Annotated in this window: 20 protein-coding genes and 2 tRNA genes; 14 read left to right on the top strand and 8 right to left on the bottom strand. The window is 69.9% G+C overall.

Features of this window, described 5'->3' with window-relative positions:
- Positions 1-91: 91 nt before the first annotated feature.
- Entirely contained in the window at positions 92-1762 is a 1671-nt protein-coding gene (pgm, locus tag HD592_RS11425; protein ID WP_184454238.1) for a phosphoglucomutase (alpha-D-glucose-1,6-bisphosphate-dependent), read from the bottom strand.
- A 191-nt stretch (positions 1763-1953) separates the two neighbouring features.
- Here pgm and HD592_RS11420 point away from each other — a divergent pair, with 191 nt between their 5' ends.
- From HD592_RS11420 to HD592_RS11410, 3 genes are all read left to right on the top strand, one after another.
- On the top strand, positions 1954-3291 hold the full coding sequence (locus tag HD592_RS11420; RefSeq protein ID WP_184454237.1) for an AGE family epimerase/isomerase: 1338 nt from the start codon (positions 1954-1956) through the stop codon (positions 3289-3291).
- A gap of 57 nt (positions 3292-3348) precedes the next feature.
- Positions 3349-3438 (top strand) — tRNA-Ser (locus HD592_RS11415).
- Positions 3439-3506: 68 nt separating this feature from the next.
- Positions 3507-3599 (top strand) — tRNA-Ser (locus tag HD592_RS11410).
- 217 nt (positions 3600-3816) lie between these two features.
- On the opposite strand, the gene hemL is transcribed toward HD592_RS11410, so the two are convergent.
- The 6 genes from hemL to hemE all read right to left on the bottom strand — a co-directional run bounded on the left by hemL (position 3817) and on the right by hemE (position 10922).
- The gene (gene hemL / locus HD592_RS11405; RefSeq protein WP_184454235.1) at positions 3817-5136 is read right to left on the bottom strand and encodes a glutamate-1-semialdehyde 2,1-aminomutase; all 1320 of its coding nucleotides are present in this window, start codon (positions 5134-5136) and stop codon (positions 3817-3819) included.
- 152 nt (positions 5137-5288) lie between these two features.
- Positions 5289-6275, bottom strand: coding sequence for a porphobilinogen synthase (hemB, locus tag HD592_RS11400; RefSeq protein WP_184454233.1), 987 nt, complete (start codon positions 6273-6275; stop codon positions 5289-5291).
- A complete protein-coding gene (locus HD592_RS11395; protein ID WP_184454231.1) occupies positions 6272-7129 on the bottom strand; it encodes a uroporphyrinogen-III synthase in 858 nt (285 codons plus the stop codon). The genes hemB and HD592_RS11395 overlap by 4 nt, the downstream gene beginning before the upstream one ends.
- Entirely contained in the window at positions 7126-8172 is a 1047-nt protein-coding gene (gene hemC / locus HD592_RS11390; protein WP_184454687.1) for a hydroxymethylbilane synthase, read from the bottom strand. The genes HD592_RS11395 and hemC overlap by 4 nt, the downstream gene beginning before the upstream one ends.
- A gap of 177 nt (positions 8173-8349) precedes the next feature.
- A complete protein-coding gene (locus tag HD592_RS11385) occupies positions 8350-9831 on the bottom strand; it encodes a protoporphyrinogen/coproporphyrinogen oxidase (protein ID WP_184454228.1) in 1482 nt (493 codons plus the stop codon).
- Positions 9828-10922, bottom strand: coding sequence for a uroporphyrinogen decarboxylase (hemE, locus tag HD592_RS11380; protein ID WP_221437887.1), 1095 nt, complete (start codon positions 10920-10922; stop codon positions 9828-9830). The genes HD592_RS11385 and hemE overlap by 4 nt, the downstream gene beginning before the upstream one ends.
- 186 nt (positions 10923-11108) lie before the next feature.
- Here hemE and HD592_RS11375 point away from each other — a divergent pair, with 186 nt between their 5' ends.
- The 10 genes from HD592_RS11375 to HD592_RS11330 all read left to right on the top strand — a co-directional run bounded on the left by HD592_RS11375 (position 11109) and on the right by HD592_RS11330 (position 22169).
- Entirely contained in the window at positions 11109-12305 is a 1197-nt protein-coding gene (locus tag HD592_RS11375) for a glutamyl-tRNA reductase (RefSeq protein WP_184454224.1), read from the top strand.
- Positions 12302-13486 (top strand): ferrochelatase, encoded by a 1185-nt coding sequence (locus tag HD592_RS11370; RefSeq protein ID WP_184454222.1) that lies wholly within the window; start codon positions 12302-12304, stop codon positions 13484-13486. The genes HD592_RS11375 and HD592_RS11370 overlap by 4 nt, the downstream gene beginning before the upstream one ends.
- 59 nt (positions 13487-13545) lie before the next feature.
- Positions 13546-14274: a hydrogen peroxide-dependent heme synthase gene (hemQ, locus tag HD592_RS11365; RefSeq protein WP_184454220.1), complete on the top strand. Its 729-nt coding sequence runs from the start codon at positions 13546-13548 to the stop codon at positions 14272-14274.
- A gap of 196 nt (positions 14275-14470) precedes the next feature.
- Positions 14471-15493: an iron-siderophore ABC transporter substrate-binding protein gene (locus HD592_RS11360; protein ID WP_184454218.1), complete on the top strand. Its 1023-nt coding sequence runs from the start codon at positions 14471-14473 to the stop codon at positions 15491-15493.
- A gap of 86 nt (positions 15494-15579) precedes the next feature.
- On the top strand, positions 15580-16590 hold the full coding sequence (locus tag HD592_RS11355; RefSeq protein ID WP_184454685.1) for a FecCD family ABC transporter permease: 1011 nt from the start codon (positions 15580-15582) through the stop codon (positions 16588-16590).
- Entirely contained in the window at positions 16587-17678 is a 1092-nt protein-coding gene (locus HD592_RS11350; protein ID WP_184454216.1) for a FecCD family ABC transporter permease, read from the top strand. The genes HD592_RS11355 and HD592_RS11350 overlap by 4 nt, the downstream gene beginning before the upstream one ends.
- Positions 17675-18607, top strand: coding sequence for an ABC transporter ATP-binding protein (locus HD592_RS11345; protein WP_184454214.1), 933 nt, complete (start codon positions 17675-17677; stop codon positions 18605-18607). The genes HD592_RS11350 and HD592_RS11345 overlap by 4 nt, the downstream gene beginning before the upstream one ends.
- 1 nt (position 18608) lies before the next feature.
- Positions 18609-19517: a siderophore-interacting protein gene (locus HD592_RS11340; protein ID WP_184454212.1), complete on the top strand. Its 909-nt coding sequence runs from the start codon at positions 18609-18611 to the stop codon at positions 19515-19517.
- Positions 19518-19742: 225 nt separating this feature from the next.
- Positions 19743-21188, top strand: coding sequence for a GuaB1 family IMP dehydrogenase-related protein (locus HD592_RS11335; protein ID WP_184454210.1), 1446 nt, complete (start codon positions 19743-19745; stop codon positions 21186-21188).
- Positions 21189-21947: 759 nt separating this feature from the next.
- A complete protein-coding gene (locus HD592_RS11330; protein ID WP_184454208.1) occupies positions 21948-22169 on the top strand; it encodes a hypothetical protein in 222 nt (73 codons plus the stop codon).
- 35 nt (positions 22170-22204) lie between these two features.
- Here the strand turns inward: HD592_RS11330 and HD592_RS11325 are convergent, their stop codons facing one another.
- Complete coding sequence (locus HD592_RS11325; RefSeq protein WP_184454206.1) at positions 22205-22390, bottom strand: hypothetical protein; 186 nt, start codon at positions 22388-22390, stop codon at positions 22205-22207.
- 648 nt (positions 22391-23038) lie between these two features.
- Between HD592_RS11325 and HD592_RS11320 the strand changes: the two genes are divergently transcribed.
- Positions 23039-25822 (top strand): DNA polymerase III subunit gamma and tau, encoded by a 2784-nt coding sequence (locus HD592_RS11320; protein WP_184454204.1) that lies wholly within the window; start codon positions 23039-23041, stop codon positions 25820-25822.
- The last annotated feature ends 2 nt before the right edge of the window (positions 25823-25824 follow it).

Raw genomic sequence — 25824 nt, 5'->3', positions numbered from 1 at the left:
TCCCCGGATTGTGACGTCGGCGACCAGGCGAAGACGTCCCCGCCTCCCGGGCCATCCGGTCCGAGAAGCGGGGACGAACTCGATGAGCGGATCAGCCGAGCGCGTCGGAGACGAGGGCCTTCGCGGCCTCCTGAACCTCGGCGAGGTGCTCGGCGCCCTTGAAGGACTCCGCGTAGATCTTGTACACGTCCTCGGTGCCCGAGGGGCGGGCCGCGAACCAGGCCGATTCGGTCGTCACCTTGAGTCCGCCGATCGGGGCGCCGTTGCCGGGGGCGGCCACGAGCTTCGCCGTGATCGCATCACCGGCGAGCTCGGTCGCGGCCACGTCCTCGGGCGCCAGGGCCGCGAGCTTCGCCTTCTCCTCGCGGTTCGCCGCCGCGTCGATGCGCGCATAGGCGGAGGCGCCGTGGCGCTCGACGAGCTCGGCGTGGAGCTGCGAGGGCGTCTTGCCCGTCACGGCCAGGATCTCGGAGGCGAGGAGGGCGAGGATGATGCCGTCCTTGTCGGTCGACCACACGGTCCCGTCCTTGCGGAGGAAGGAGGCTCCTGCGGACTCCTCGCCGCCGAAGCCGAGCGAGCCGTCGAGCAGGCCGGGCACGAAGTACTTGAAGCCGACCGGCACCTCGATGAGCCTGCGGCCCATCGCGGCGACGACACGGTCGATGAGCGCCGAGGACACGAGGGTCTTGCCGACGGCCGCGTCCGACTTCCAGCCCGGGCGGTGCTGGAAGAGGTAGTCGATCGCGACGGCGAGGTAGTGGTTCGGGTTCATGAGGCCGTCGGGCGTGACGATCCCGTGGCGGTCCGAATCCGCGTCATTGCCGGTGGCGATGTCGTAGGGGGTCTCACCGGCCCCGTTCGGGGTCATCACCTCGCGCAGGGACGCCATCGCGTAGGGCGAGGAGCAGTCCATGCGAATCTTGCCGTCCCAGTCCAGGGTCATGAAGGCCCAGGCCGGGTCGACATTCGGGTTGACGACCGTGAGGTCGAGGCCGTAACGCTCGGCGATCGCCGCCCAGTAGTCGACGGAGGCGCCGCCGAGCGGATCGGCGCCGATGCGCACCCCCGCCTCGCGGATCGCGTCGATGTCGATCACCTGGTCGAGCTGGTCGACGTAGAAGCGCAGATAGTCGAACTTCTCCAGGTGCGGGTCGTCGAAGAGTGAGGGGCCGATGATGCGTGGGACCTTGCGCCAGCCCTCTTCGAGGATCTCGTTCGCGCGGGCGGCGATCCAACCGGTCGCATCCGTGTCGGCCGGTCCGCCGTGAGGCGGGTTGTACTTGAAGCCGCCGTCGCGAGGCGGGTTGTGCGAGGGCGTGACGACGATGCCGTCGGCGAGGCCGGGGCCGTCGGTGCGCAGGGCCCCGGGGGCGCCGTTCGCCCCGAGGATCGCCACCGATACGGCCGGAGTCGGCGTGTAGGAGTTGCGCGAGTCGATCTTCACGGTGACGCCGGCGGCGGCGAGGACCTCGAGGGCCGTGCGCCACGCCGGTTCGGACAGGGCGTGGGTATCCCGGCCGATGTAGAGCGGGCCGTCGTAGCCCTGCTCGGCGCGGTACTCGACGATGGCCTTCGTGATGGCGACGATGTGGCCCTCGTTGAACTTCGCGTCCAATGAGGAGCCGCGGTGGCCCGAGGTTCCGAAGGCGACCCGCTGGTCGATGACGGTGGGGTCGGGTTCGATGTCGTAATAGGCGGATACGACCTCGTCGACGTCGATGAGGTCTTCGGTCAGGGCGACGGTGCCGGCTCGTTCATGCATGGTGACAAGTGTGGCATCGAGGGGCCGATTCTGGGGAGCCCTTCCCGACAGGCGGATGACGAGGGCGCTGCTGCGCCCTCGGACCTGCGTGAATCCTCCGAAGGCGACGCGAGTGGTCCGTCTCACCCGTTAGGCTTGTGTCTGCCGGGTCGCACCGTCGCGATCCCTTGACGCAACTCCAGGAGGCCTTCGTGGGCTGGTTTGACTCCGTCGAGCACAACAGGTGGCTGTCGACGCAGATGCAGGCGCTCATCACAGAAGCCGAGGGGGCGATCGTGCCCACGGGCTTCGCCCATCTCACGAACGAGGGCGAGCCCGACCCGACGCGCTCCATCGACCTCGCCGTGACTGCGCGCATGCTCTACATCTTCTCCCTCGGCGTCCTCATGGGACTGCCCGGGACCCGCCGCTACGCCGATCATGCGCTCAACTCGATGAGCCGCTACTTCCGGGATCCGGTGAACGGCGGCATGTGGGTGTCGATCAAGCCCGAACCGGATGAGGAGGGGCGCGGCGTCCCCTGGGACGAGGAGGGCCGTGTGAAGTCGCAGTACCACATGGCCTACGTGATCCTCGGCCTGTCGGCGGCGACCGTCGCGAACCGTTCCGGCGCCCACGAGCTGCTCAACGAGGTCCTTCACGACCAGGAGCGCCATTGGATCGAAGACAACGGACTGGTCCGCGACCAGTACGACGAGGCCTTCGAGAACGTCGTGCCCGTCCGGACGAACGGGACGCTCCTCCACACGGCGGAGGCCTATCTCGCGGCGGCGGAGGCGACGACCGACCCCGTGTGGATCGAGCGGGCCGAAGTGATGGCGCGTTTCGCCCATGCGACGGCCTCGCAGCACGACTGGCGCCTCCCCGAGTACTACGACGGCGCGTGGGCCCCCTTGAACGGCGAACCCGAGGGGCTGTTGGACGGCCGCCGCGTGTACCACGGCTTCGTGACCGGCCATGCCCTTCAATGGACGCGCATCGCCCTGCAGATCCGGGCCGGCCTGCGCTCCCTGGGGCGTCCGCAGCCCGAGTTCCTCGACGAGCTCGCCCTCGAGCTCTTCGAGCGGAGCCGAGTCGACGGGTGGCGGCGCTACGAGGGCGAGCCCGGTTTCGCGACGGTCATTGACGCTTCGGGCAATCCGGTGGTCGGAGAGGACGAGCATCAGCAGTGGGTCGTCTGCGAGGGCATCAGCGCCACGGTCGCCCTGCGGCGGGCTCACCTGGATGACGGCGCGCAGCCGGGGGAGGTCGAGCACTTCGAGCACTGCTACCGCTCCTTCCTCGACTACGTGAACGACTACCTCATCACCCAGCCGGGCCGGTGGATCCGCCGTCTCGGCCCGCGCAATGAGCAGGTCGTCGCCTCCAAGTCGTCTCGCTGGGACGTCTACCACGCGGTTCAGGCGATGCTCGCGGTCCGGGTGCCGCTGTGGCCGCCGTACGCGGCGGCCCTGTCCCGGGGCCTGCTCGACAAGCCGGAGGAGGCGCCCTCGGACAAGAAGTCCTGGAACTTCTTCTCGAGGCGGTGATCGGGTCCTCCGCCGCTTCGCCGTTCTGGCGGATCGTCGGGTAGGATCGTCGGGTCCGGAGGGCTGACCGAGCGGCCGAAGGTGGCGGTCTTGAAAACCGCTGTGTCAGCAATGGCACCGGGGGTTCGAATCCCTCGCCCTCCGCCAGTCATCTCGCGGTGCGGGCGGTGTCGTCTTTGGACGAGCGCCGCTCGTGCCGTAGAGTTGGCCCCACTGGAGACGTCGCATAGTCCGGTCGAGTGCGCCTCCCTGCTAAGGAGGTAGGGGTGCATAGCCCCTCGCGGGTTCAAATCCCGCCGTCTCCGCCATGGGATGTCCCAGGACATTGTTCCGGCAATGTCCTGGGACTTCTTTCATGTTCGGGGTGTTGATGTCCCGGGTGATCGTTCCGGTGATGTCTCAGGTGATCGTTCCCCTTGCGCGCGGGCCCGGGCCCGCGCCCGTCAGCGCGTCGGCCCCTTCGAATTCCCGAAGCCAGGGCACCGCGCCTTCACGCAGACCGCGGACACCGCCCGCACACTCCCATCAAACCGAGGGCACCGCCCTCGCCGCCGCCCTCGCCGCCGCGGGGGCCGCCGCTGCGATGGCCTCGAACTCCTTCTCCCCATGGGCTGCGGAGACGAACCACGCCTCGAACAGGGAGGGGGGCAGCGCGACGCCCGCATCGAGGAAGGCGTGGAAGAAGGGGGCGTGACGCCAGGTCTCCTGCGCCTGCATCTCCTCGTAGTTGCGCAGCGGGGCAGTGGTCGCGGCGGGCCCGAATGCGACGGAGAAGAGGCTCCCCGCGCGCTGGATCGAGTGGGGGACGCCCTCGGCCTCGAGGGCCGAGTGGACGATTCCGGCGACCGTTCCCGCCGCTGAATCGACGCGCGCGTACACGCCCTCGTCCGCGAGGCGCAAAGTCGCCAGGCCCGCCGCAGTCGCCAAGGGGTTCCCGGAGAGCGTGCCCGCCTGGTAGACGGGCCCCAGCGGGGCGAGGAGGTCCATGATCTGCGTCCGTCCGCCGATCGCGGCGAGGGGCATCCCTCCGCCGACGACCTTGCCGAAGGTGAAGAGATCCGGGGTCCACGCGCCTTCGCCGGGCGAGCGCAGGCCCCACCAGCCGCCGGGGCCGACGCGGAAGCCCGTGAGGACCTCGTCGAGGATCATGAGCGCCCCGTGCGAGCCGGTCAGGCGGCGGATGGCGGCGTTGAAGGGTCCCGGGTCGACGACGCCCATGTTCGCGGGCGCCGCTTCGCAGATGACGGCCGCGATTTCGTCTCCGCGCGAGGCGAAGCACTCCTCGAGGGCGGCCTCGTCCCCGTAGGGCAGGACGAGGGTGCAGCCCGCGATCGGGGCGGGAACTCCCGCGGACCCCGGCAGGCCGCCGGTCGCGACCCCGGAGCCCGCGGCGGCCAGGAGCCCGTCGGAGTGCCCGTGGTAGCACCCCGCGAACTTCACGACGAGCTCGCGGCCGGTCGCGCCTCGTGCGAGGCGGATCGCGGTCATCGTCGCCTCGGTGCCCGTCGAGACGAAGCGGACCTTCTCGGCGGCGGGCACTCGACGGCGGACTTCTTCGGCGAGGAGGGTCTCGGTCTCGGTCGGCGCCCCGAAGGAGAGTCCGCGTCCGGCGGCGTCTTGGACGGCGGCGACGACCTCGGGATGGGAGTGCCCGAGGAGGGCCGGTCCCCAGGAGCACACGAGGTCGACGTACTCGCGTCCGGTCGCGTCGGTGAAGCGGGCCCCCGCCGCCGATGCGATGAAGCGGGGCGCGCCTCCCACCGATCCGTAGGCGCGGACTGGCGAGTCGACGCCTCCGGGGATGATCCGGGCGGCGCGGGCGAAGAGTTCGTCGTTGAGTGTCATGGGGACTCCAGAGATGAGGGGCTGGTCGGGGACGAGGGCGGGGCGTGCCTTCGAGGGGCGGCGGGGGGTGGATGGTGGCGAGAGGAGATCCCCTCGATGAAGGAACGTGATGACTTCGATGGGGAAAGGTGATGACTTCGATGGGGAGGGGGTCAGGGGGTTGAGAGGCGGCCCTCGGCGACTTCGAGCGCCCAGTAGCTGAGGATGAGGTCGGCTCCGGCGCGCCGGATCGCGGTGAGCGTCTCCTCGATGACGGCCTCCCGGGCGATCCACCCCCGCTCTGCCGCCGCCTCGACCATCGCGTACTCGCCGGACACCTGGTAGGCGGCGACCGGCACGGGACTGACCGCGGCGACCGCGGCGATGACGTCGAGCGAGGACAGCGCGGGCTTGACCATGACGATGTCGGCGCCCTCCTCGACGTCGAGCAGCGCCTCGCGCACGCCCTCGCGCAGGTTCGCCGGATCCTGCTGGTAGCTGCGCCGATCACCGCGCAGGGTCGAGGCGACCGCCTCGCGGAAGGGCCCGTAGAAGGCGGAAGCGTACTTCGCGGAGTAGGCGAGGATCGCGACCTCCTCGAATCCCTCCGCGTCCAGGGCGTCGCGGATCACTCCGACCTGGCCGTCCATCATCCCCGAGGGCGAGACCATGTGCGTGCCCGCCCTCGCCTGCGCGAGCGCCATCTGGGCGTAGAGCTCCAGGGTCGCGTCGTTGTCGACCCGGCCCTCCTCGTCGAGGACGCCGCAGTGCCCGTGGTCGGTGAACTCATCGAGGCAGGTGTCGGCGATGACGACGAGCGCGTCGCCGACCTCCTCGCGCACGGCCGCGATCCCGCGATTGAGGATCCCTTCGGCGGCGAGGGCCGCCGAGCCCGTCGCATCTCGGGTTCCGGGAACGCCGAAGAGATCGATGCCTCCCAGGCCGGCCTCGGCGCAGCGCGCGGCGTAGCGGCGCAGCGAGTCCAGGTCGAACTGGAACTGGCCGGGCATCGAGGAGATGGGAACGGGCGCGGCGATGTCCTCGCGGACGAAGACGGGCGCGATGAGCTGGCCGGGATCGAGTCGGGTCTCGCGGACGAGCCCGCGCATCGCGGGGGTCGTGCGCAGGCGGCGGGGGCGGACGCGGGGGAAGGCGGTCATCGGCGTTCCTCGGATCGGGTGTTGCGGCGGGCGGGGAGCAGGGCGGAGAGCGCGTCGGCGACGGCGTTCGGGGTCGGCGCGCCCGCTGTGAAGAGGGGCGACTCGGGGGCGAGCTCGGCGCAGGCGGCGGCGCTGGTCCGGCCGAGGGCGACGAGGGGGAGGCCGCGCCGGGCGGGCCCGAGCAGGCGGAGGAGGGCGCGCAGGGAGGAGGGCGCCGTGATGACGGCTGCGAGAAGACCGGGATCGGCCCAGGCGGCGCGCACGCGGTCATCCGGCGCGCCGTCGAGGGGGAGGGTGTCGTAGATCGGGCGTTCGACTACCCGCCAGCCCGCTTGCGCGAGCACGGCCACAAGGGACGAATCCCCCGAGGCCGAACGCGGCAGGAGGATCTTCGCAGGCGCGCCCCGGGCGGCTGATCCGGGTCCGGGCCGCCCGAGCGCTCGGGCGAGGTCGGCGCCGGTCCCGCGTCCGATGAGGTCGCATTCGATTCCGAGCCCGCTCACCGCGCGGGCCGTCGCCTCGCCGACCGCCCCGATTCGGGCGCCGCACTCGCGGGCGGCCCCGAGGATGCGCCCGAGGGATTCGGGCGCATCCCCCGCGAGGACCCGGATCGTCCGGGGCGAGGTGAGGAGGATCCAGGCCTCGGGGGCCCCGGGGCGGCCGGCAAGGGGGCCGAGGGCCTTGATCCCCGCGAGATCGTGCAGCGCCCGGCGCCGCTCCTCCTCGTCGACGCGGGTGCGCGTGAGCGGGGCCGGCACGACCTCGACCCCGAGGGCTTCGATCGAGAGTCCGAAGGAGTCGGGGGTCGAGGGCGAGTGGGCGCGCGTGAGCAGGACGCGAGGGGCGGGCGTCATCGAGCGGCCCCGAATGAAGTCCCGCCCGGAGCATCGCTCGCCGCGGCGGCGGGGCCGGGACCCGCGTGAGGGGAGGGATGAGGAGACTTCGAGGCGTGCAGATCGGTGATCCCCGCGGCCCCGGCGTCGATGAGGGCGCGGGCGAGGCGGACGCCGAGGCCGCGCGCGGCCTCGACCCGGCCGCCGAGCCCTTCCGATGCGGCGAGTCGGATCGTCTCGCTCAGTCGCAGCCCCCGGCGCCCATCGGCGGAACGCACCGAGGACTCGAGGACGAGGCTCTCCCCCTCCATCCGGGCGAGAGCCCCGACCGGGGCCGCGCATCCGGCTCCGAGGGAGTTCATGAGGGCGCGCTCGGCGGTGACGGCGAGGCGGGTCGCCGGATCGTCGAGGGCGGTGAGCACTTCGAGGAGGACCGGGTCCGCGTCGGAGCGGGTCTCGATCGCGAGGGCCCCCTGCGCCGGAGCCGGCACGACCTCGCGCGCATCGAGGACCTGCGAGATCCGATCCGCAAGGCCAAGGCGCTTGAGGCCCGCGACGGCCAGGACCACGGCGTCGAGGTCCTCGTCCAGGCGCGCCAGCCGGGTGGGGACGTTCCCGCGGATGTCGACGAGCTCGAGGTCGGGGCGCGCAGCGAGAATCGCGGCGCTGCGCCGCGGAGAGCCGGTGCCGACGCGCGCGCCGGCCGGGAGCTGGGCGAGAGTCGCGCCGGTGCGCGAGCAGAGCGCGTCGCGGGGGTCCTCGCGCGTCGGCAGGGCCGCGAGGGTGAGGCCCTCGACCTCGCCGGAGGGGAGGTCCTTGCAGGAGTGGACCGCGAGCTCGCATTCACCCTTCGCCAGGGCCTCGCGCAGGCGGGCGACGAAGACGCCCGTCCCGCCGAGGGCGACGAGCGGGGAGCGGTCGATGTCGCCCTTCGTCGTGATCCTGACGAGTTCCACCTCGAGGGCGAGTCCGCGGGCTCGTCCCGCTTCTTCGACTCGCCGGGCGATCATCCCCGATTGCGCGAGGGCGAGGGCGGAGCCGCGGGTGCCGAGTCTCAAGCGCATTCCGGTTTCGTCATGGATCACCCTGGCAGAATAGCCCCCCGGGGTGCGGGGAATTCAATTTCACGCACCTCGGCGAGAATTTAAGGACGCTGCGTCAGAATATTTCGGCGCGGGCTCGAGAAGGAGCCGGAAGGGCATTTCAACCCATCGAGTTCTTCGCCGTCCGAATGCGGGCGTTCACTCGCCGAGAAGGCGCACCGCCCTCGAACGCGCATCGGCCACGACCGCCGACACCCCGCTCCCGGCGACCCAGGCCCCCGTCACCGCCAGCCCTTCCATCGCCTCGGCGGCCCCGCGGACGGCGTCGATGCGCTCGCGGAGCGCAGGGGCCGCCTGTGCGAGCGTCCCGTTCCAGTGGATCACCCGGTGCGCGAGGACGCACTCGCCGCCGATCCGAACCCCGGTGAGCGCTAAGGCCTCGTCGAGCAGCTCTTCCAGAGCGGGCTCGCGGTCCTCGTCCCCCGGTCGCCCGTGGGACAGGCGCAGCAGGTGGGCCCCGGGACCGTGAGCGGCCCGCAGGGCCTCGGCGACCCACGGCCATTTCACATCGAGCTGCGAGAGCGCCTTCGCCCGCACCGGGCACTCGGCGTCCGGGGAGACGAGGAGGCCCGGGCCGACGGGCGCGTCGTCGAGTCCGGGGGCGCGCACGGCGAGGAAGGAGCGGACGATCGGCGCGCCCCTGGGCGAATCCAGCGATTCCGCTTCGGGGACGAGGGCGGCCAGGAGTCTGCGCGCGGCGGCCGGGGCCGCCGCGAGGACGATCCGCCGGGCGCGCAGCTCGACGGGCTCCCCCGCGGGAACGGGCTCGGCCCACGGCGCTGCGGACGGACGGACGGGTGCCGCCTCCACGCGCCACCCCTCCCCCGTGCGGCTCAAGGTGCGGGCCCCCGTGCGGGTGAGCACCGCCCCTCCGGCGCGAAGGATCGCCTCTCGCAGCCCCTCGACGAGCGCCCCCATGCCGCCGCGGATCCCCACGTCCCCGCGCGGACCCGGGGAACGGGCGAGGATCTCCTCGACTGCGGCGGACAGGCTCCCGGCCGCGAGGGTGGCGGCCCGGAGCCCGGGAACGACCCGGTCGGCATCGAGGTCCGCCGGATCGGCGGAATGGATGCCCGCGACGATGGGGCGGACCAGGCGATCGACCACGGCCCGTCCCATGCGCGCCTCGACGAAGGAGGCGAGATCGGGGCGCTCCCCCCCGGCATCCGCCGGGAGGCGGCGGTCCTCCTGCGCCCGCTTCGCGCCCTCGTCCCCGAGGATCGCCGCGACTGCGGGCAGGCCCGGGTCGGAGGGGATGCCCATGAGGGAGGCCGGCGGGAAGGGGTGGAGCGCCCAGGGGGCGTCCCCGGAAGGATCGAGCGGCGGGAGGAAGAGGGAAGCGCGACCGCCCTCGGGGGCGACGACCTCGAGGCCGAGCTCAGCGGCCATCGACGACACGGCCGTCCCGCGCGGGGCGAAGGACTCCGCGCCGATATCGATGCGCGTTCCCGCGATGTCGAGGGCGGCGATCTGACCGCCGAGGTAGCCGCGGGCTTCGAGGACCAGGGGGCGCAGGCCCGCCCTCGTGAACTCCCAAGCGGCGGCGAGTCCCGCGATCCCGCCGCCGATGACGATCGCGTCGAAATGCCGGTCGGCTGAAGCGTCAAGGGGGCTGCTCATCGGGAGTGCACCTGCTCGACGATCCGCGTGAGGACCTCGGGGTCCGTGTCGGCGGGAACGCCGTGCGCGAGATTGAAGACGTGGGCGGGCGCGTGAAGACCGCGTCGCAGGACCTCGTCGACCGCGCGCTCGCGGATCTCGCGAGGTGCGGCCAGACAGGCCGGGTCGAGGTTGCCCTGAAGGGGGAGTGCGCCGCCGAGCAGGGTGTTCGCCTCATCGAGGCCGATCCGCTCGTCCACGCCGATCGCGTCGGCCCCCGCCTCGCGCATCGCGCGCAGCAGGTGGGGCGTGCCCGTCCCGAAGTGGATGAGCGGCGCGCGCGCGCCGGTGGAGGGGCTGATCGCAGAGCGGGCGATGTCGAGGGCGAGGGCGGAGTGGGGGAGCGCCGATTCCCGGTAGTCGCGTTCGGAGAGGACGCCGACCCAGGAGTCGAAGAGCTGTGCGGCCGAGGCGCCCGCCGCCACCTGTTCGGCGATGAATCCGCCGGTGACGCGCGCGCACCAGTCGAGGAGCAGCTCCCATGACCGGGGGTCGGAGCGCATGAACCGGCGCGCTTCGAGGCGGTCCCGGGAGGGGCCGCCGTCGATGAGGTAGCAGGCGAGGGTGAAGGGCGCCCCGCCGAAGGCGATGAGCGGAGTGCTCCCGAGCTTTTCGACCGTCAGGGCGACGGCCTCGCGGATCGCCTCCAGGCCGGGGCGGGCGTCGAGGCGGGCGCCCGGATCGATGAGGCGCTCGACGTCGGAGCGGGTGCGGATCGGACGGTCGATGACCGGGCCGATCCCGGAGGCGATCTCGACATCGACCCCCGCGAGGAGCAGGGGGACCATGATGTCGGAGTAGAAGACCGCGGCGTCGACGCCGTGGCGCCTCACGGGCTGGAGGGTCGCCTCGGCGACGAGCCCGGGATCGAGGCAGGCCTGGAGCATCGGCGCCCCCGAGCGCGCCCGGAGCTCCCGGTACTCGGGCAGGGAGCGGCCGGCCTGGCGCATGAACCAGACGGGGGTGACCTCAGGGCGCTCGCCCCGCAGGGCGCGCAGGAAGGGGGAGCCGAGGAGGGCCTCGCCCCGCGTCGACCGTGTGCTCGAAGCCATGGAATGCATTTCCTTCCGGGGGTCCTTGCATTGAATTCTAAGAGACATGATTTTCTGTCGTCCCGTCAGGAAAGTGCGATTCCCGAGGGCAGGGCATTTCCTGTCGGAGTGTCAGAAAAACAGCGTTCCCCGAACTCCTCTGAGAATTGTGCCCCATTTCGAAGAATATGGTTTGATTGCGCCGTCATGGGAATTCACCTCCTTTCTGCGAGTCATTCGAATCGCGGCCTCAACGACGTCGCTGCGGCCTCCGTCGCCGTACCCGCGATCCTCGACGCGCATCTCGCCGAAGGGGCCCTCGACGGGGCGATCCTCCTGTCGACCTGCAACCGCGTCGAAATCCTCGTCGATTCCGAATCCTTCCCCGCCGCCCTCGCCGATGACCTTCCGGGCGTGCGCGCCCTCAGCGGCGTCGACGCCGCCGAACACCTCTTCCGCGTCGCCTGCGGACTCGACTCGATGGTCGTCGGCGAACGCGAGATCGTCGGCCAAGTGCGCAGGGCCGCCGACGAGGCGGGGCGGAAAGGGCGCCTCACGCCCTCCCTCTCGCGGCTCGTGCAATCCGCCTCCGCCGTCTCGCGCAGAGTCGCCGCCGCGACCGGCCTGGCCGGCAGGGGCCGCTCGATCGTCGAGGTCGCCCTCGCCATCGCCGAGGAGTCCCTCGGCCCGCTGCGCGGACTGAGCGCCGTCCTCATCGGCACGGGCTCATACGCGGGCGCATCCGTCGCGGCCCTGCGCGACCGCGGGGTCGCCGACATCCGCGTCCACTCCGCCTCCGGACGCGCCGAAGCATTCTCCGAGGGCCACGGCACGCGGCCCGTCGGCGCTCACGAGCTGCCGGAGGCCCTCATCGGAGCCGACCTCGTCCTCGCCTGCCGGGGCAACGGACAGCCCGTGCTCTCCGCTGCGGACCTCGACGAAGCCATGAGCGCCCGGCGGGGGCGTCGGCTCGTCATCCTCGACCTCGCCCTGCGCCCCGACGTCGCACCCGCTGAAACCCTCCCCGAAGGGATCCGCCGCATCGACCTCGACGCCGTCGCGAAGCGCCTTCCCGAGGTCGAACGCGCCGAGCTCGAGGCCGCGGAGCGGATCGTGGCGCGCGCGGTGCGCGACTTCGCCCACGAATCCGAAGGGCACGGCGTCGACGCGGCCGTCGTGGAACTGCGCGCCCGGGTCGACGCCGTCCTCGAAGAGGAGACCGCCGCCCTCGCCCACCTCGCGCCCGCGGAACGCGAACGCGCCGCCCGAGCCCTCCGCCACTTCGCCGCCCGCCTCCTCGACGTCCCCTGCCGCCGGGCCCGCGCAGCCGTCGCCGACGGCAACGCCGCGGGCTACCTCGAAGGAATCGACCTCGTCCTCGGAATCGGAGGGAACGGACGATGAATCCCGCGCACCCCTACGACGCCCTCCTCCTCGTCTCCTACGGCGGCCCCAACGGCCCCGAGGACGTCCTGCCCTTCATGCGCAACGCGACCCGCGGCAAGGGCATCCCCGACGAGCGCCTCCTCGAAGTGTCCGGGCACTACGCCCGCTTCGGCGGCGTCAGCCCGATCAACGCCTGCAACGAACGCCTGATTGAGGCCCTCCGCGCAGAACTCGCAGCCCGCGGGGCCGAACTCCCCGTCGTCCTGGGCAACCGGAACTGGCACCCCTTCATCTCCGAAGCGCTCGCCGAGCTCGTCGCCTCGGGCGCGAAGCGGATCCTCATGCTCCCCACCTCCGCCTACGCCTCCTACTCGGGATGCCGCCAGTACCGTGAAGACGTCGCAGCGGCTCTCGCCGGCCTCGGTGAGGACGCGGACGGCGTCACGGTCGATAAGACCCGGACCTTCTACGATTCTCCGGGCTTTCTTCAGGCCCAGGTCGACAGGATCGCAACCGCCTACAGGCGACTCGAAGAACAAGGTCGCAAAGCGGAAGAGACCCGCCTCCTCCTCGTCACCCACTCCATCCCCGTCGCCATGCAAGAAGGGTCGGGCGACCCTGAAAGGCCCGGATCCGACTACATCGCCCAGCACCTCGCCCTCGCCGAAGTCCTCGTCCCCCGCGTCGAAGACGCCCTCGGAGTCGAGCGCGGAATCATCCGTGCAGAACTGGCCTACTGCTCGCGCTCGGGCCCGCCGCAGGCGCGCTGGCTCGAACCCGACGTGAACGATCGGCTCGCCGAACTGAAAGACGAGGGAGTGGCCTCCGTGTGCTGCGCCCCCATCGGATTCGTCTCCGACCACATGGAAGTCGTCTACGACCTCGACACCGAGGCCGCTGAAACGGCGGAAGGCCTCGGCATCGACTACGTGAGAGCCGGAACCGCGGGGACGCACCCGGCCCTCATCGCCTCCCTCGTCGACCTCGTGTGCGAAAGGGCCGCGAGGGCCAGGGGCGAAGACCCCGAACGCCCTTGCGCCCTCGAATCCGGGCCCTGGCACGAAGAATGCGGTCCCCACTCATGCCGGATGATCGCGGGCCTTGACACGGGGATCCCCGTCGTCGCAGGTCCCGCCGCGCCGAAGAACGGGGAGCCGCCCCCGCGTCATCCGCACCGCGCCCGCGAGGCGCAGCGCTGACCGCGGGCGGGCGGCGTCCGTCCCACCACGAATCACCCCAACCGACGAAGGAGTACACCATGGGCAACTACGTCCACGATCCGCGCGACGCCGAGAACGTCGACATCGACGCGATCAACAACGGCTTCCACTACGGCCTCACCTCCGTATTCGCCACCGCCGTCCCCCTCCCCTCCGATGAGGCCGAGCGCTCCGCCCTCGTCGCCGACACCCTGGCGGCGATCGAGGTCGAGGGCGTCGAGCTGCGCGGGACCTATGACATCGCGGGCTTCCGCGCCGACGCCGACCTCCTCGTGTGGTGGCTCTCGGACGATCCGGCGGCGATCCAGAAGGCCTACCGGGCGTTGCTCGCCTCGCCGCTGGGCGACTACCTCGACCCGATCTGGTCCGTCATGGGCCAGCACACGCCCGCGGAGTTCAACCGCGGCCACGTCCCCGCCTGCTTCGCGGGAGTCGCGCCCCGCGACTGGATCACCGTCTACCCCTTCGTCCGCTCCTACGACTGGTACCTCCTGCCCGCCGAGGAGCGCTCGCGGATCATGTCCGAGCACGGCCGCAACGGCTTCTCCCAGTACCCCGATGTCAAGGGCTCGACCCTGTCGAGCTTCGGCATGAGCGACTACGAGTGGATCCTCGCCTTCGAGGCCGATTCCCTCGACAGGCTCGAGGGCGTTCTGCACGCACAGCGCTACACGGAGGCGCGCCTCCACGTCCGCGTCGACACCCCCTTCTTCACGGGGCGCCGCGTGCCGCTCGCCGAGTGGGCGTCCGTCCAGCCCCTCGCCTGAATCGACTCGTCTGCTCCGGAGCGGAGGGGCGTCGGAGACGGATGTCCCTCGGACTTTCGGACTCCGGCGCCCCCTCCGCTCCATGTAAGGGGGCGGGGGTGCCGAGGTCGCAGGATGATCGTCGAATGTCGCGGTCGAAGAAATTAGGCTAGCCTTGTCTGACGTAATTTCAGCTTTCCTTAGGAAAAGGATCGATATGCGACGTCATCGTCTCATCGCGGCCGCCGGAGCCGCCCTCGTCGTCGGGCTCCTCGGAGCATGCTCCTCCGGGGCCTCCGAATCCGCGGGCGCCGAATCCGCGGCCCCCGGTACCGGCGCGGCAGTCATCGAGCACGCATTCGGCGAGACCGTCGTCCCGCAGAAGGTCGAGCGAGTCGCGACCATCGGCTGGGCGAACCAGGACGTCGCCCTCGCCCTCGGCGTCGTCCCCGTCGGCTTCGCCGCCCAGACCTGGGGCGTCGAGGACGGATCCGGCATGCTGGCCTGGACGAAGGAGAAGGTCGACGAACTCGGCGGTGCCCCCGTCCTCTTCGACGAGACCGACGGGATCGACTTCGAAGCCGTCGCCGCGACCGACCCCGACATCATCCTCGCCGCCTACTCCGGCCTCACCCAGGAGGACTACGACACCCTGACGAAGATCGCGCCGACCATCGCCTACCCGAGCGTCGCCTGGGGCACCCCTTGGCGCGACTTCATCCGCATGGACGCAGCCGGCATGAACAAGGCCGCCGAAGGCGAGACTCTCGTGAACGGACTCGAGGAGCGGATCTCCCGTGCGCTTGCAGCGCACCCCGAGATCAAGGGCAAGTCGGCCGCCTTCTTCTACGGATCGACGAGCGACCTCTCCCAGATCGGCTACTACACGACCACCGACCCGCGCACGGCCTTCCTCGCCGACCTCGGCCTCGCTGTCCCCGGGTCCGTGAAGAGCGCCTCCGAGGCCGATCCGAGCTCCTTCTACGTCCAGGTCTCCGCCGAGAACGCCGACGCCCTGTCCGACGTCGACCTTATCGTCATGTACGGCGAGGAGTCCGACCTCGCGACCTACCAGGCCGACCCCCTCATCGGGAAGATCCCCGCCATCGCGAAGGGCGCCGTCGTCTTCGTCGGCAACTCCTCCTTCGCCGCCTCGACGAACCCCGGGCCGCTCTCGATCCCGTGGGGCATCGACGACTACGTCGCGAAGATCGCCGAAGCCGCGGGCAAGCTCGCGTGACCTCCTCCCGTCCGACAGCGTTCCTCGCACGCGGCGCGTCGCCGCGTGCGAGGAACGCGGTGCCCGCGACCGGGGCGCCTTCAGGCATGGCGCATTCGCGCCGAAACCGCATCGGGGTCGGCGCCCTCGCGGCGCTCGGCCTCGGCCTCGTCCTCCTCGGCGCCGCTGCTTCCCTCGCCTTCGGCGCGAGAGCGGTGAGGCCCGACGAAATCCTCGCCGGCATTACCGGAACCTCTCAGGAGATCGGCGCCCTCGCCGTCCGCGAGCGGATCCCCCGGACCGTCATCGCCCTCCTCGTCGGCGCCGCCCTCGCCGTGTCCGGAGCGCTCCTCCAATCGCTCACGCGCAATCCCATCGCCGACCCGGGCGTCCTCGGCGTGAACTCCGGATCCGCGCTCGCCGTCGTCATCGGCATCGCCTTCCTCGGCGCCCACCGCCTCTCGGACTACCTGCTCCTCGCCCTCCTCGGAGGCCTGCTCGCTGCCCTCCTCGTCCATGCGATCAGCACGATCGGGCCGGGCGGCTCCACTCCGCTCTCCCTCGCGCTCGCCGGAGTCGCGACCTCGGCTGCGATGTCCTCCCTCGTCTCGGCGATCATGCTGCCGCGCGCCCAAGGACTCGAGGCCTTCCGCTTCTGGCAGGTCGGATCCCTTGGACGCGGGACATGGTCCGCGATCATGACGATCGCGCCCCTCCTCGTCCTCGGGGCCTTCCTCGTCCTCCTCCTGGCCCGCCCGCTCGACCTCCTGGCACTCGGCGATGAGGCCGCGACTGGGCTCGGCGTCCGCGTCGGCGCGACGAAGGCCGGAGCCGGCTTCGCCGCCGTCCTCCTCGCCGCCTCCGTCACCGCCCTCGCAGGACCGATCTCCTTCGTCGGACTCATGGTCCCCCACGCGTTGCGCCCCTTCACCGGGGCCCGTCACCTCCCCCTCCTCGGCCTGTCCGCGCTCGGCGGCGCCGCCCTCCTCCTCTTCGCCGATGTCGCCGGGCGCATCCTCATCGCCCCCTCGGAGATCCCGGTCGGAGTCATCACCGCTTTCATCGGAGCGCCGATCCTCGTCCTCGTCGTCCGCCGCGCGAAGGCGGTCGCCCGATGAACGCCGCAGTCCTCGAGGCCCGTACCGGAGCGCAGGACGCGCCGGACGAGGCGCCCGCGCCCCTCGCCGACTCCATCCGCGCCGGACGCGCCCGCCGCGAGGCGCGCCGCCGCCGAGTCGGCACTGCGCTCCTCATCGCCCTCCTCGTCCTCGCCGCCGTCGACCTGGCCTGGGGCGACCGCTGGTACGCGGTCACGGAGGTCTTCGCCGTTCTCACAGGGCGTGACGCCCCGGGAGCCGCCTTCGCGATCGGGGAGCTGCGACTCCCGCGCGTCCTCATCGCCCTCCTCGCCGGAGCCGCCCTCGGCATCGGCGGGCGCGCCTCCCAGACGATGCTCCGCAACCAACTTGCGAGCCCCGACGTCATCGGCGTGACGAGCGGCTCGAGCGCCGCGGCCGTCGTCGCGATCCTCCTGTGGGGCTGGTCCGGCATCGTCGTCAACCTCTTCGCCCTCGGCGTCGGGCTCGGCGTCGCCCTCGCGATCCTCGCCCTCGCCGGACGCGACGGCTCCCAGGGCGGCCGCATCGTCCTCATCGGCATCGGCGCCTCCGCGATGTTCACCGCCGTGACGAACTACGTCCAGCTCCGTGCGAAGGTTCAGGACCTCCCCGAGGCGATGCGCTGGCTCTCGGGCTCGCTCGCCTCCGCCTCCTGGGATCAGGCGCCGCTCCTGGGCGGCGCGCTCCTCCTCCTCGGCGTCCCGCTCATCCTGCTCGGACGCGAGCTCGAACTCCTCCGCCTCGGCGATGACACGGCGATCGGACTCGGTGTCGACGTCCCCAGGTCCAGGCTCCTCGTCCTCCTCGCCGTCGTCGGCCTCTCCTCTTTCGCCGCCGCGACGACCGGGCCAATCGCCTTCGTCGCCTTCCTAGCCGGACCGATTACGGCGCGGCTCGTCGGACCGAACGACTCGGCCCTCCTCATAGAATCCGGCCTCGTCGGCGCCGCCCTCGTCCTCGCCGCCGACATCGCCGGGCAGCACCTCTTCTGGAGCGTCCTGCCCGTCGGCGTCGTCACCGGCATCATCGGAGCCCCGGCGCTCCTCCTCCAGATCATCGCCCTCAACCGGAAAGGAGGACTCGCATGATCGCCCTGCGCGCCCCGTCCGCTCCCTCCTCCTCGGGCGGCCGCCCCGCCCTCGCCGCCCCCGAGGATCGCGCGCCCGACCTCGGAGGTGAAGACCGGGCGACCCCGCGTGAACTCGCTGCCCGCGCCCTCGTCGCCGGATACGGGAGCCGCGAGGTCGTCCACGGCGTCGACCTCGAGATCGCCACCGGTCGTATCACCGCGATCATCGGGGCGAACGCCTCGGGGAAATCGACCCTCCTCAAGACCGCAGCCCGGGTCCTCCCGCCCCTCGACGGCGCGGTCCTCCTCGACGGGGAGGAGATCTCCTCCCTCCCGACGCGTGAACTCGCCACACGGCTCGGGCTGCTCCCCCAGCACCCCCTCGCGCCCGAGGGGATCGCCGTCGCCGACCTCGTCGCCCGAGGACGCCACCCCCACGAGGGGATCTTCGGCAGGCGCAGCTCCGCCGACGAGCGCATCGTCGAGGAGGCCCTCCTCGCGACGCGGACCGCCGATCTCGCCGACCGGGCCGTCGACGAGCTCTCCGGCGGTCAGCGCCAGCGCGTGTGGATCGCGATGGCCCTCGCCCAGCGCACAGACATCCTCCTCCTCGACGAGCCGACGACCTACCTCGACCTCGCCCACCAGATCGAAGTCCTCGACCTCCTCGTCGACCTCAACGCCTCGCGCGGCACGACGATCGTCATGGTCCTCCACGATCTCAACCTCGCCGCCCGCTACGCCGACGTCCTCGTCGCGATGAAGGACGGGCGGATCGTCGCCGACGGCGCTCCCGCCGAGATCCTCGACGAAGCGCTCGTCCGCGAGGTCTTCGCCCTCGACTCCCGCGTCGTCGCCGACCCCGTGTCCGGAGGGCCGCTCATCGTCCCGATCGGGCGGCATCGTGCGACGATGGGGATCGGGGCGTCGGCGGGAATGGGGATCTGACATGGGGCACGAGCCCTTCCGCTTCTTCCGCGTCCGCGTCGTCGGCATCGTCGACCTCACCCCTTCGATCCGACGGATGGTCTTCGCGGGCGGCGATCTCGACGCCTTCGCTGATCCTGGCCGTGACCAGCGGATCAAACTCCTACTCCCGGCCGCCGAGGGCGGCTACGAGCATCTCCCGAGCGGGCCCGACTGGTACCGCGAGTACCGGGCGCTCCCGGAGCGCCGGCGAGGCGCCATGCGGACCTACACGACGCGGGCGGTGACCGGCCCCGCGGGTGCCAGGCGCGTCGTCGTCGACATGATCCGTCACGGGCCGCTCGGTCCGGCCTCCGCGTGGTGCGAATCCGCGCGCGTCGGGGATGAGGCCGTTCTCCTCGGGCCGAACGCCTTCTTCGAGGGCGAGCCGGGCGGCGTCGACTTCGTCCCGCCGGCCCGGACCGATGCTTACCTCCTCGGCGGCGATGAGACCGCCGCGCCCGCGATCGCGCGGATCCTCGAGGAGCTCCCCGCCGAGGCGAGGGGGATCGCCGTCGTCGAGATGCCGACCGAGGGCGATCTCGACTATCTGCCCGGCCATCCCGGCATCGAGGTCCGCGCACTCGCGCGCGGCTCGGCGCCCAGAGGCGAGGGGCTCGTCGCCGGCGTCGAGTGCGCCGCCGCCGAGCTCCTGCCCGTCGGCATCCCCGGTGAAGTCGAAGAGATCGATATTGATTCCGAGATCCTCTGGGAGGTCCCGCGCACTGCGAAGGGCGGAGCGGCCCTCAAATCGACGAGTCTGTACGCCTGGCTCGCCGCTGAGGCCTCCTCGGTCAAGGCGATGCGCCGCCACCTCGTCGCCGACCGGGGCATCGACCGGAGGAGCGTCGCCTTCATGGGCTACTGGCGCGAGGGGCGCTCCGAAGACTGACCTCTCCGCCCCCACCCCCGCCGAGGTCATCACTTTTCTTCACCGAGGTCATCACTTCTGTGCGTCGAGGTCATCACTTCTGCGCATCGAGAGCATTACTCGGCGTCCGGCGACCGTGTGGGCTCCGCAGTGCCGACGCGTTCGGCGGTGCGCGCATCGCACAAGAGGAGCCCTCGGCGGGGCGGAGGCCGTGCTTTCGGCGGACGGGAGGGCTAGGATTGTTCAGTGAAATTCCTCAACGGCCTCGAGCCCAATTTCGATCTGACCTACGACGACGTCTTCATGGTGCCCTCGCGCTCCGGCGTCGGCTCCCGCAACGCGGTCGACCTGTCGACCGATGACGCTTCGGGGACGACGATCCCCCTGGTCGTCGCGAACATGACGGCGATCGCCGGCAAGCGCATGGCTGAGACCGTCGCCCGACGCGGCGGACTCGTCATCATCCCGCAGGACATCCCCGAGGACGTGGTCCTCGCGACCGTCGCCGAAGTGAAGTCGCGTCACCTCGTCTACGACACCCCGGTCACCGTCAAACCGCATCACACCTGCGGTTACGCTCTCGGCCTTCTGCCGAAGCGATCCCATGGAGCCGCGGTCGTGGTCGACCCGGAGACGAACGTCCCCGTCGGCCTCGTCGATGAATCCGATGTCACCGATGTCGACCGTTTCACGCAGGTCCGCGAGGTGATGTCGACGAAGCTCCTCACCATCGCCGAGGGCACCGATCCCCGCGAGGCCTTCGACACCCTCAAGGCCGAGCATCGTGAGCTCGCGCCCGTCGTCGATGCCGAGGGCGGGCTCGTCGGCCTCCTCACCCGCAAGTCCGCGGTCCGTTCGACGATCTACCGGCCTGCGGTCGACGCTTCGGGCAGCCTGAGGATCGGCGCGGCGATCGGCATGAACGGCGACCCGGCCGGGCGCGCGGCCCGCCTCGTCGCCGCCGGCGTCGACGTCATCGTGGTCGATACGGCTCACGGCCACCAGGACAGGATGCTCGACGCGGTCCGCGCGGTCCGTGACGCCCTGCCCGAGGGCTTCCCGATCGTCGCGGGCAATGTCGTCGCCGCTCCGGGCGTGGCGGACCTCGTGGAGGCGGGCGCCTCGATCGTCAAGGTCGGCGTCGGTCCGGGCGCGATGTGCACGACCCGCATGCAGACCGGCGTCGGCCGTCCTCAGTTCTCGGCGGTCCTCGAGTGCTCCGCCGAGGCCGCCAGGCTCGGCGCGCACGTGTGGGCGGACGGCGGAGTGCGCCACCCGCGCGATGTCGCCCTGGCGCTGGCCGCGGGAGCCTCGAACGTCATGATCGGCTCCTGGTTCGCCGGGACCTACGAGTCCCCCGGCGATCTGCGCTACGACGCGCACGGCCGCGCCTACAAGGAATCCTTCGGCATGGCCTCCAAGCGCGCGGTGAGGCGGCGCACCGAGGGCGAATCCGACTTCGACCGGGCCCGCAAGGCCCTGTTCGAAGAGGGGATCTCGGTGGCGCGCATGTTCATCGATCCGGAGCGCCCGGGCGTCGAGGACCTCATCGATCAGATCGTCTCGGGCGTGCGCTCCTCCTTCACCTACGCGGGTGCGAGGACGATCGCCGAGTTCCGCGAGCGGGCGATCGTCGGCCTCCAGTCGGCGTCCGGCTACCGCGAGGGCGCTCCGGTCCCGCAGTCCTGGTGATTCCTTCGTCGAGCTTGTCTGCTCCGCCCTCGTCGATGGGTGACGAGGGCGGAGCAGAATGCCCGAGCAGAAGGTGAATGCGCTCCTTGCGACGAGGATGCTTGTCCATTCATCGGACAGGGTAATTGAAATGCGAGCCTGGGAATCAGGACGCTCCAGGTTCTGGAAACATCCTCAACCCACTTTGTGGGTGATGTCTGTGTGTGTCATTCCGATATAGCCCTCCTTGACCCTTCCTTAAGGGGAGGGGATCGGGTGCAGGGGTGCGCTGCAGAGTGAGGAGCTGCTATGAAGCATTTGTTGATCGGAGCCTTTCTCTCATTTGCCCTGCTGTCCGCGATCTTAAATGCTCTGCATCCTCATGCATTCACCGGTCTGGATTCCTCTCACCCTGTCTTACTCGTGCAGTTTAGGCGCGTATGATTCCTTGACTGTGAACCTCGCTGCTTTTGCTGCATTTTCCCAAGGTTGTGTCCCGAAAAGGGTCTATGAAGATCCGAATGCGTTCCTCGTAAGCGAATGCGATGAACAACTGATTTAAGTGTGGTGACGAATAATGTTTCGACAAAGGTGTCGACATGTATCAAGCAGGGGAACTTCAGAGGGTAGGGGTATCGATTCTTAGCCTTTCTGTCAAGCATCAGAACCGCGTCCTCGCATGCAGAGCTTCGGGTCTGTTGTGGATTGTTCGCCTTCATATTGCGACCTCATCGACCGCCCATGATCAGCAAGGCTTGAATTCTGTTGCCATGAGTTTCAATGAGCGAATCAATGAAAGTGCTGCTTCTTGGCGATGATGAATTCCGCATCAATCAGTCGGCAGAGAATCTCTCCGTCTGCAATGACATATTGATTACAGCTTGTGCGGCAAGCGGTTCACAAGCGATCTGTCTTCTAAATGCTGGCGAACACTTCGATACGGATGCCATGATGATTGATGTCGAAATGCCGGGTAAGGGCTCTCTGAAACCATTCTGCTGATGAATGATCTAATGGATCAGGCTCGAGGTGGCATTCTATTCATCATCTTTGAATCTACTTCGGCGTGAAAGCAGGAGACCGGTCCATTGTCCGGCGATCACCATGAGTCCGACTATGAGGATATACCCTGGCATTTCAAACAGGTATATAAGTGCAATTATTCCAATAATTAATATCGCGCTTCCAGTGATTTCCCAGGCGATATGCTTATCGCTTTTCACAGCGATCCCTCCTTGGCGCTGAGCGGAAGCCCAAATCCAGAATGCACTCTCCCCTAAATCGATCAGCAGTGCAATCGCGGGTTGGTGTCAGCAAGAATTGGAGCATGACGCCACAATGCGCCATAACCGCATCCTATCAGTCCGACGAGATATGGGCAATATTGCTGTGCTAGGGATGTTGGAGTCCGATCGGATATTGCTTTCTGCTGGTTGATGATTTGAGCGGTGTCGCCATGGGCCTCAACAAGGCCAGACTCAATCGCTTCCAATCCTTGCGTAACAACCATATATAAATCGGCAAACGATGTCTTCGCCTCCCATGTAACTCGTTTCCGGAGTGTCGAGCAACTTATTTTGTTGGTGTTGATAGCCTCTAGTGCGAGCTAGAAGTGCGCTGAAGCGAACAGATCCATTGCTCTGTCGCACCGAAAGCTGATCGGACGTCAGGTTCGAGAGGAATCACCTTTTTCACTGCGCGTTTCTTAACAACGATTCCATATGCCTCAGTCTCGTCTCTTCATCGCTTCGAAGAGCTCGTCGTATGCTGCGTTCCTGCGCAGGGCGGGCAATCCTGAGAGGAGGGGCGCTGATGCTCATCCGAGGGGGAGGGCGGACGCAAATGCCCGCTCGGGCACGTAGGGTGGGACCGTGACAACTGCTCTGTATCGCCGCTATCGACCCGACACCTTCGCCGCCGTGATCGGTCAGGACCATGTGACCGGGCCGCTGCGCGCCGCATTGCGCGCGAACAGGGTGACGCACGCCTATCTCTTCTCGGGTCCGCGCGGGTGCGGGAAGACGACCTCGGCCAGGATCCTGGCGCGCTGCCTGAACTGCGAGCAGGGGCCGACGGACACCCCCTGCGGGACCTGTGATTCATGCCGCGAACTCGCCACGGGCGGGCCGGGCTCCCTCGATGTCGTCGAGATCGACGCGGCCAGCCACGGCGGCGTCGATGATGCCCGCGAGTTGCGTGAACGCGCGACCTTCGCGCCGGTGCGCGACCGTTACAAGGTCTTCATCATCGATGAGGCGCACATGGTGACCCGCGAAGGATTCAACGCCCTGCTCAAACTCGTGGAGGAGCCTCCCGAGCATGTGAAGTTCGTCTTCGCGACCACCGAACCGGACCGCGTGATCGGGACGATCCGATCCCGTACGCATCACTACCCGTTCCGCCTGGTTCCCCCGGACGTTCTCGGCCCGTACCTCGCGTCCCTCGCCGGGGAGGAGGGCGTGCGCATCGATCCGGGCGTCTTCGACATAGTGATGCGCTCCGGCGGAGGCTCGGTGCGCGACACGCTCTCGGTGCTCGACCAGCTGATCGCCGGGTCGATCGAGGGCGAAGTCACCTACGAGACCGCGGTCTCCCTGCTCGGCTATACGGATGCGCATCTGCTCGATGAGACGATCGACGCCCTTGCCGGCGGGGACGGCGCCGCGGTGTACCGGGTCGTTGAGCGCACGGTCGATTCCGGCCACGACCCGCGCCGCTTCGTCGAGGATCTTCTTCAGCGCCTCCGGGATCTGCTCATCATCGCCGTCGCGGGCGATGGCGCGGCCGATGTCCTCGTCGGCGTGCCCTCCGACCAGTTCGATCGCATGAGGACCCAAGCCGCGAATTGGGGGCCGCGGGCCCTGTCGCGGGCCGCCGATCTCGCCGATGAGGCGCTGCGCCAGATGGCCGGGGCGACCTCGCCGCGCCTGCAGCTCGAACTCCTCATCGGACGCATCCTCGTCCCCTCGCACGCTCCGGCAGCCCGGGCCGTGGATGAGGCGCCCCTTCCCGGAACCGTCGGCCCGGCAGGCGGGGGAGCTCCCCGCGAGGTCGCGCCTTCGGGGTCCTTCGGCCCGAAGGAGGCCCGGGAGCAGCTTCAGCGTTCGCGCGCTTCGCAGGCGGATCCGCTGCGCTCCTCCGCGCCTGAGACTTCACAGGGGGCCGCTCCCGCCCAGGGGGCGTCGGCGGCCCAGGCGAATGCATGGCCCTCCCGGCCGGCGGAGGGGCCGGAACCTCAGACGTCTTCTTCTGGGGCACGACCGCCTGCCGCGGATTCCGGATGGCCGGATGTCGTGCTGTCCGTCGCAGGCGCTCCCTCGCCCGCCGATCCTCCTTCCGCGCGGGCACCGGAGCCGCTCACTCCGCAGCCAATGGCGGAACAGCCCGCCGCTCCGGTGCACGAGCCCTCCGAGCCCTCTCAGCCCCCGCACGCGTCCCCTCAGGCGACGGATGCCTCAGCGGCGCATCCGGATCGGCCGACCGAAGCGAGCCCTGAACCGCGTGCGCATGCGTCGGGGAAGGACGCCGATCTCATCCGGGGCCGCTGGCAGGAGATCCTCGATCGGCTGGCCTCCGCGAGCCGGGCGACGTGGAGCCTCGTGAGGGACCACGCCCAGCTCGGCGCGATCGACGGGGATGTCCTCGTCCTCGTTTTCCCGAATGAGGGCCTCGCGCGGAACATGGAGCGCAATGACAAGGCCCTCAAGGTTTCCGAGGCCGTGTACGACATCACCGGGGTCAGGGTGCAGGTGCGCACCGGCATCGGCCAGTCGATCGGCGGCCCGGCCGTCACGACGCCTTCGGCCCTGGCGGCTCGGGAGGCGAATGCGGGGGCGCCCGAGGAGCCGCGCCCTTTTGACCGGGACCGGGGCGAGCACGACTGGAGTGACCGGGACCGGGGCGAGGGCGATCGGACCGAGTCCGCGCAGGCCCCGTCCTGGCCGGAGCCCGCGACTCCCGCCGTGCGCGCGGCCGACGCGGCCGACGCGGATCCGCGTGAAGCGATTCGCGCCGATCAGCCTTGGCCCGGAACGGAGACCGGAACGGAGAAGGAACCGGGGCCTGGGGCGTCAGTCCGTCCGGATGCCGTAGCGGCGGAATCGTCCGCCTGGCCCGAGGTCGCTCCCGTCGCCGTCCCGGTCGAGTCCCGTGCAGCCGCGGCCGATCCTCGAAGCGATCGGATCCCCGCACGGCCGGCGCTCAGCGTCTTCACCTACGATGAGGACGAAGACGGCGCGGCTCCCGAACCCCATCCCGAAGGGCCCGGCATCTCCGAGGGCGAGGCGCTCGAGCCCCCCGCATCGAAGCGGGCCTCGGACTCATCCGGATCGCCCTCGTCGCAGCCGCAGGCTTACCGGTCCGTTGACGCCGATCAGGTCGCATGGCCCGAGCCCGCATCGGTGAGCCTCGCCGGATGGAACGCGGCGCCGATCCCCGGGGGCCCCTCCGTCTCCTTCGAGGACGATTCCACGGGCTCTGCGCCCTCGTCGGATTCCGCATCCGCATCGCCTGGCGCTGAGGCTCCCGCGATCGACGACACCGCTTCGATCGATGACGAGAACATCGAAACCACGACCCGATTCGGCCTGCCCGCGATCCTCGAAGTGCTCGGCGGCAAGGTGGTCGACGAGATCTATGACGAAGGAGCCCGCTGACC

The sequence above is a fragment of the Schaalia hyovaginalis genome (assembly GCF_014208035.1).
In the GTDB taxonomy this organism is placed as follows: Bacteria; Actinomycetota; Actinomycetes; order Actinomycetales; family Actinomycetaceae; genus Pauljensenia; species Pauljensenia hyovaginalis.
The sequence above is the reverse complement of the archived record's forward strand: the minus strand, read 5'-3'. Positions and strand labels throughout refer to the sequence as shown.

What these genes read in the sequence shown, in the direction of transcription:
- pgm (WP_184454238.1), bottom strand. Translation starts at nt 1,762, where the DNA reads ATGCATGAACGAGCCGGCACCGTCGCCCTGACCGAAGACCTCATCGAC.
- hemL (WP_184454235.1), bottom strand. Translation starts at nt 5,136, where the DNA reads ATGACACTCAACGACGAACTCTTCGCCCGCGCCGCCCGGATCATCCCC.
- hemB (WP_184454233.1), bottom strand. Translation starts at nt 6,275, where the DNA reads ATGACCGCCTTCCCCCGCGTCCGCCCCCGCCGCCTGCGCACGACCCCC.
- HD592_RS11395 (WP_184454231.1), bottom strand. Translation starts at nt 7,129, where the DNA reads ATGACGCCCGCCCCTCGCGTCCTGCTCACGCGCGCCCACTCGCCCTCG.
- hemC (WP_184454687.1), bottom strand. Translation starts at nt 8,172, where the DNA reads ATGCGCTTGAGACTCGGCACCCGCGGCTCCGCCCTCGCCCTCGCGCAA.
- HD592_RS11385 (WP_184454228.1), bottom strand. Translation starts at nt 9,831, where the DNA reads ATGAGCAGCCCCCTTGACGCTTCAGCCGACCGGCATTTCGACGCGATC.
- hemE (WP_221437887.1), bottom strand. Translation starts at nt 10,922, where the DNA reads ATGGCTTCGAGCACACGGTCGACGCGGGGCGAGGCCCTCCTCGGCTCC.
- HD592_RS11375 (WP_184454224.1), top strand. Translation starts at nt 11,109, where the DNA reads ATGGGAATTCACCTCCTTTCTGCGAGTCATTCGAATCGCGGCCTCAAC.
- HD592_RS11370 (WP_184454222.1), top strand. Translation starts at nt 12,302, where the DNA reads ATGAATCCCGCGCACCCCTACGACGCCCTCCTCCTCGTCTCCTACGGC.
- hemQ (WP_184454220.1), top strand. Translation starts at nt 13,546, where the DNA reads ATGGGCAACTACGTCCACGATCCGCGCGACGCCGAGAACGTCGACATC.
- HD592_RS11360 (WP_184454218.1), top strand. Translation starts at nt 14,471, where the DNA reads ATGCGACGTCATCGTCTCATCGCGGCCGCCGGAGCCGCCCTCGTCGTC.
- HD592_RS11355 (WP_184454685.1), top strand. Translation starts at nt 15,580, where the DNA reads ATGGCGCATTCGCGCCGAAACCGCATCGGGGTCGGCGCCCTCGCGGCG.
- HD592_RS11350 (WP_184454216.1), top strand. Translation starts at nt 16,587, where the DNA reads ATGAACGCCGCAGTCCTCGAGGCCCGTACCGGAGCGCAGGACGCGCCG.
- HD592_RS11345 (WP_184454214.1), top strand. Translation starts at nt 17,675, where the DNA reads ATGATCGCCCTGCGCGCCCCGTCCGCTCCCTCCTCCTCGGGCGGCCGC.
- HD592_RS11340 (WP_184454212.1), top strand. Translation starts at nt 18,609, where the DNA reads ATGGGGCACGAGCCCTTCCGCTTCTTCCGCGTCCGCGTCGTCGGCATC.
- HD592_RS11330 (WP_184454208.1), top strand. Translation starts at nt 21,948, where the DNA reads ATGAGCGAATCAATGAAAGTGCTGCTTCTTGGCGATGATGAATTCCGC.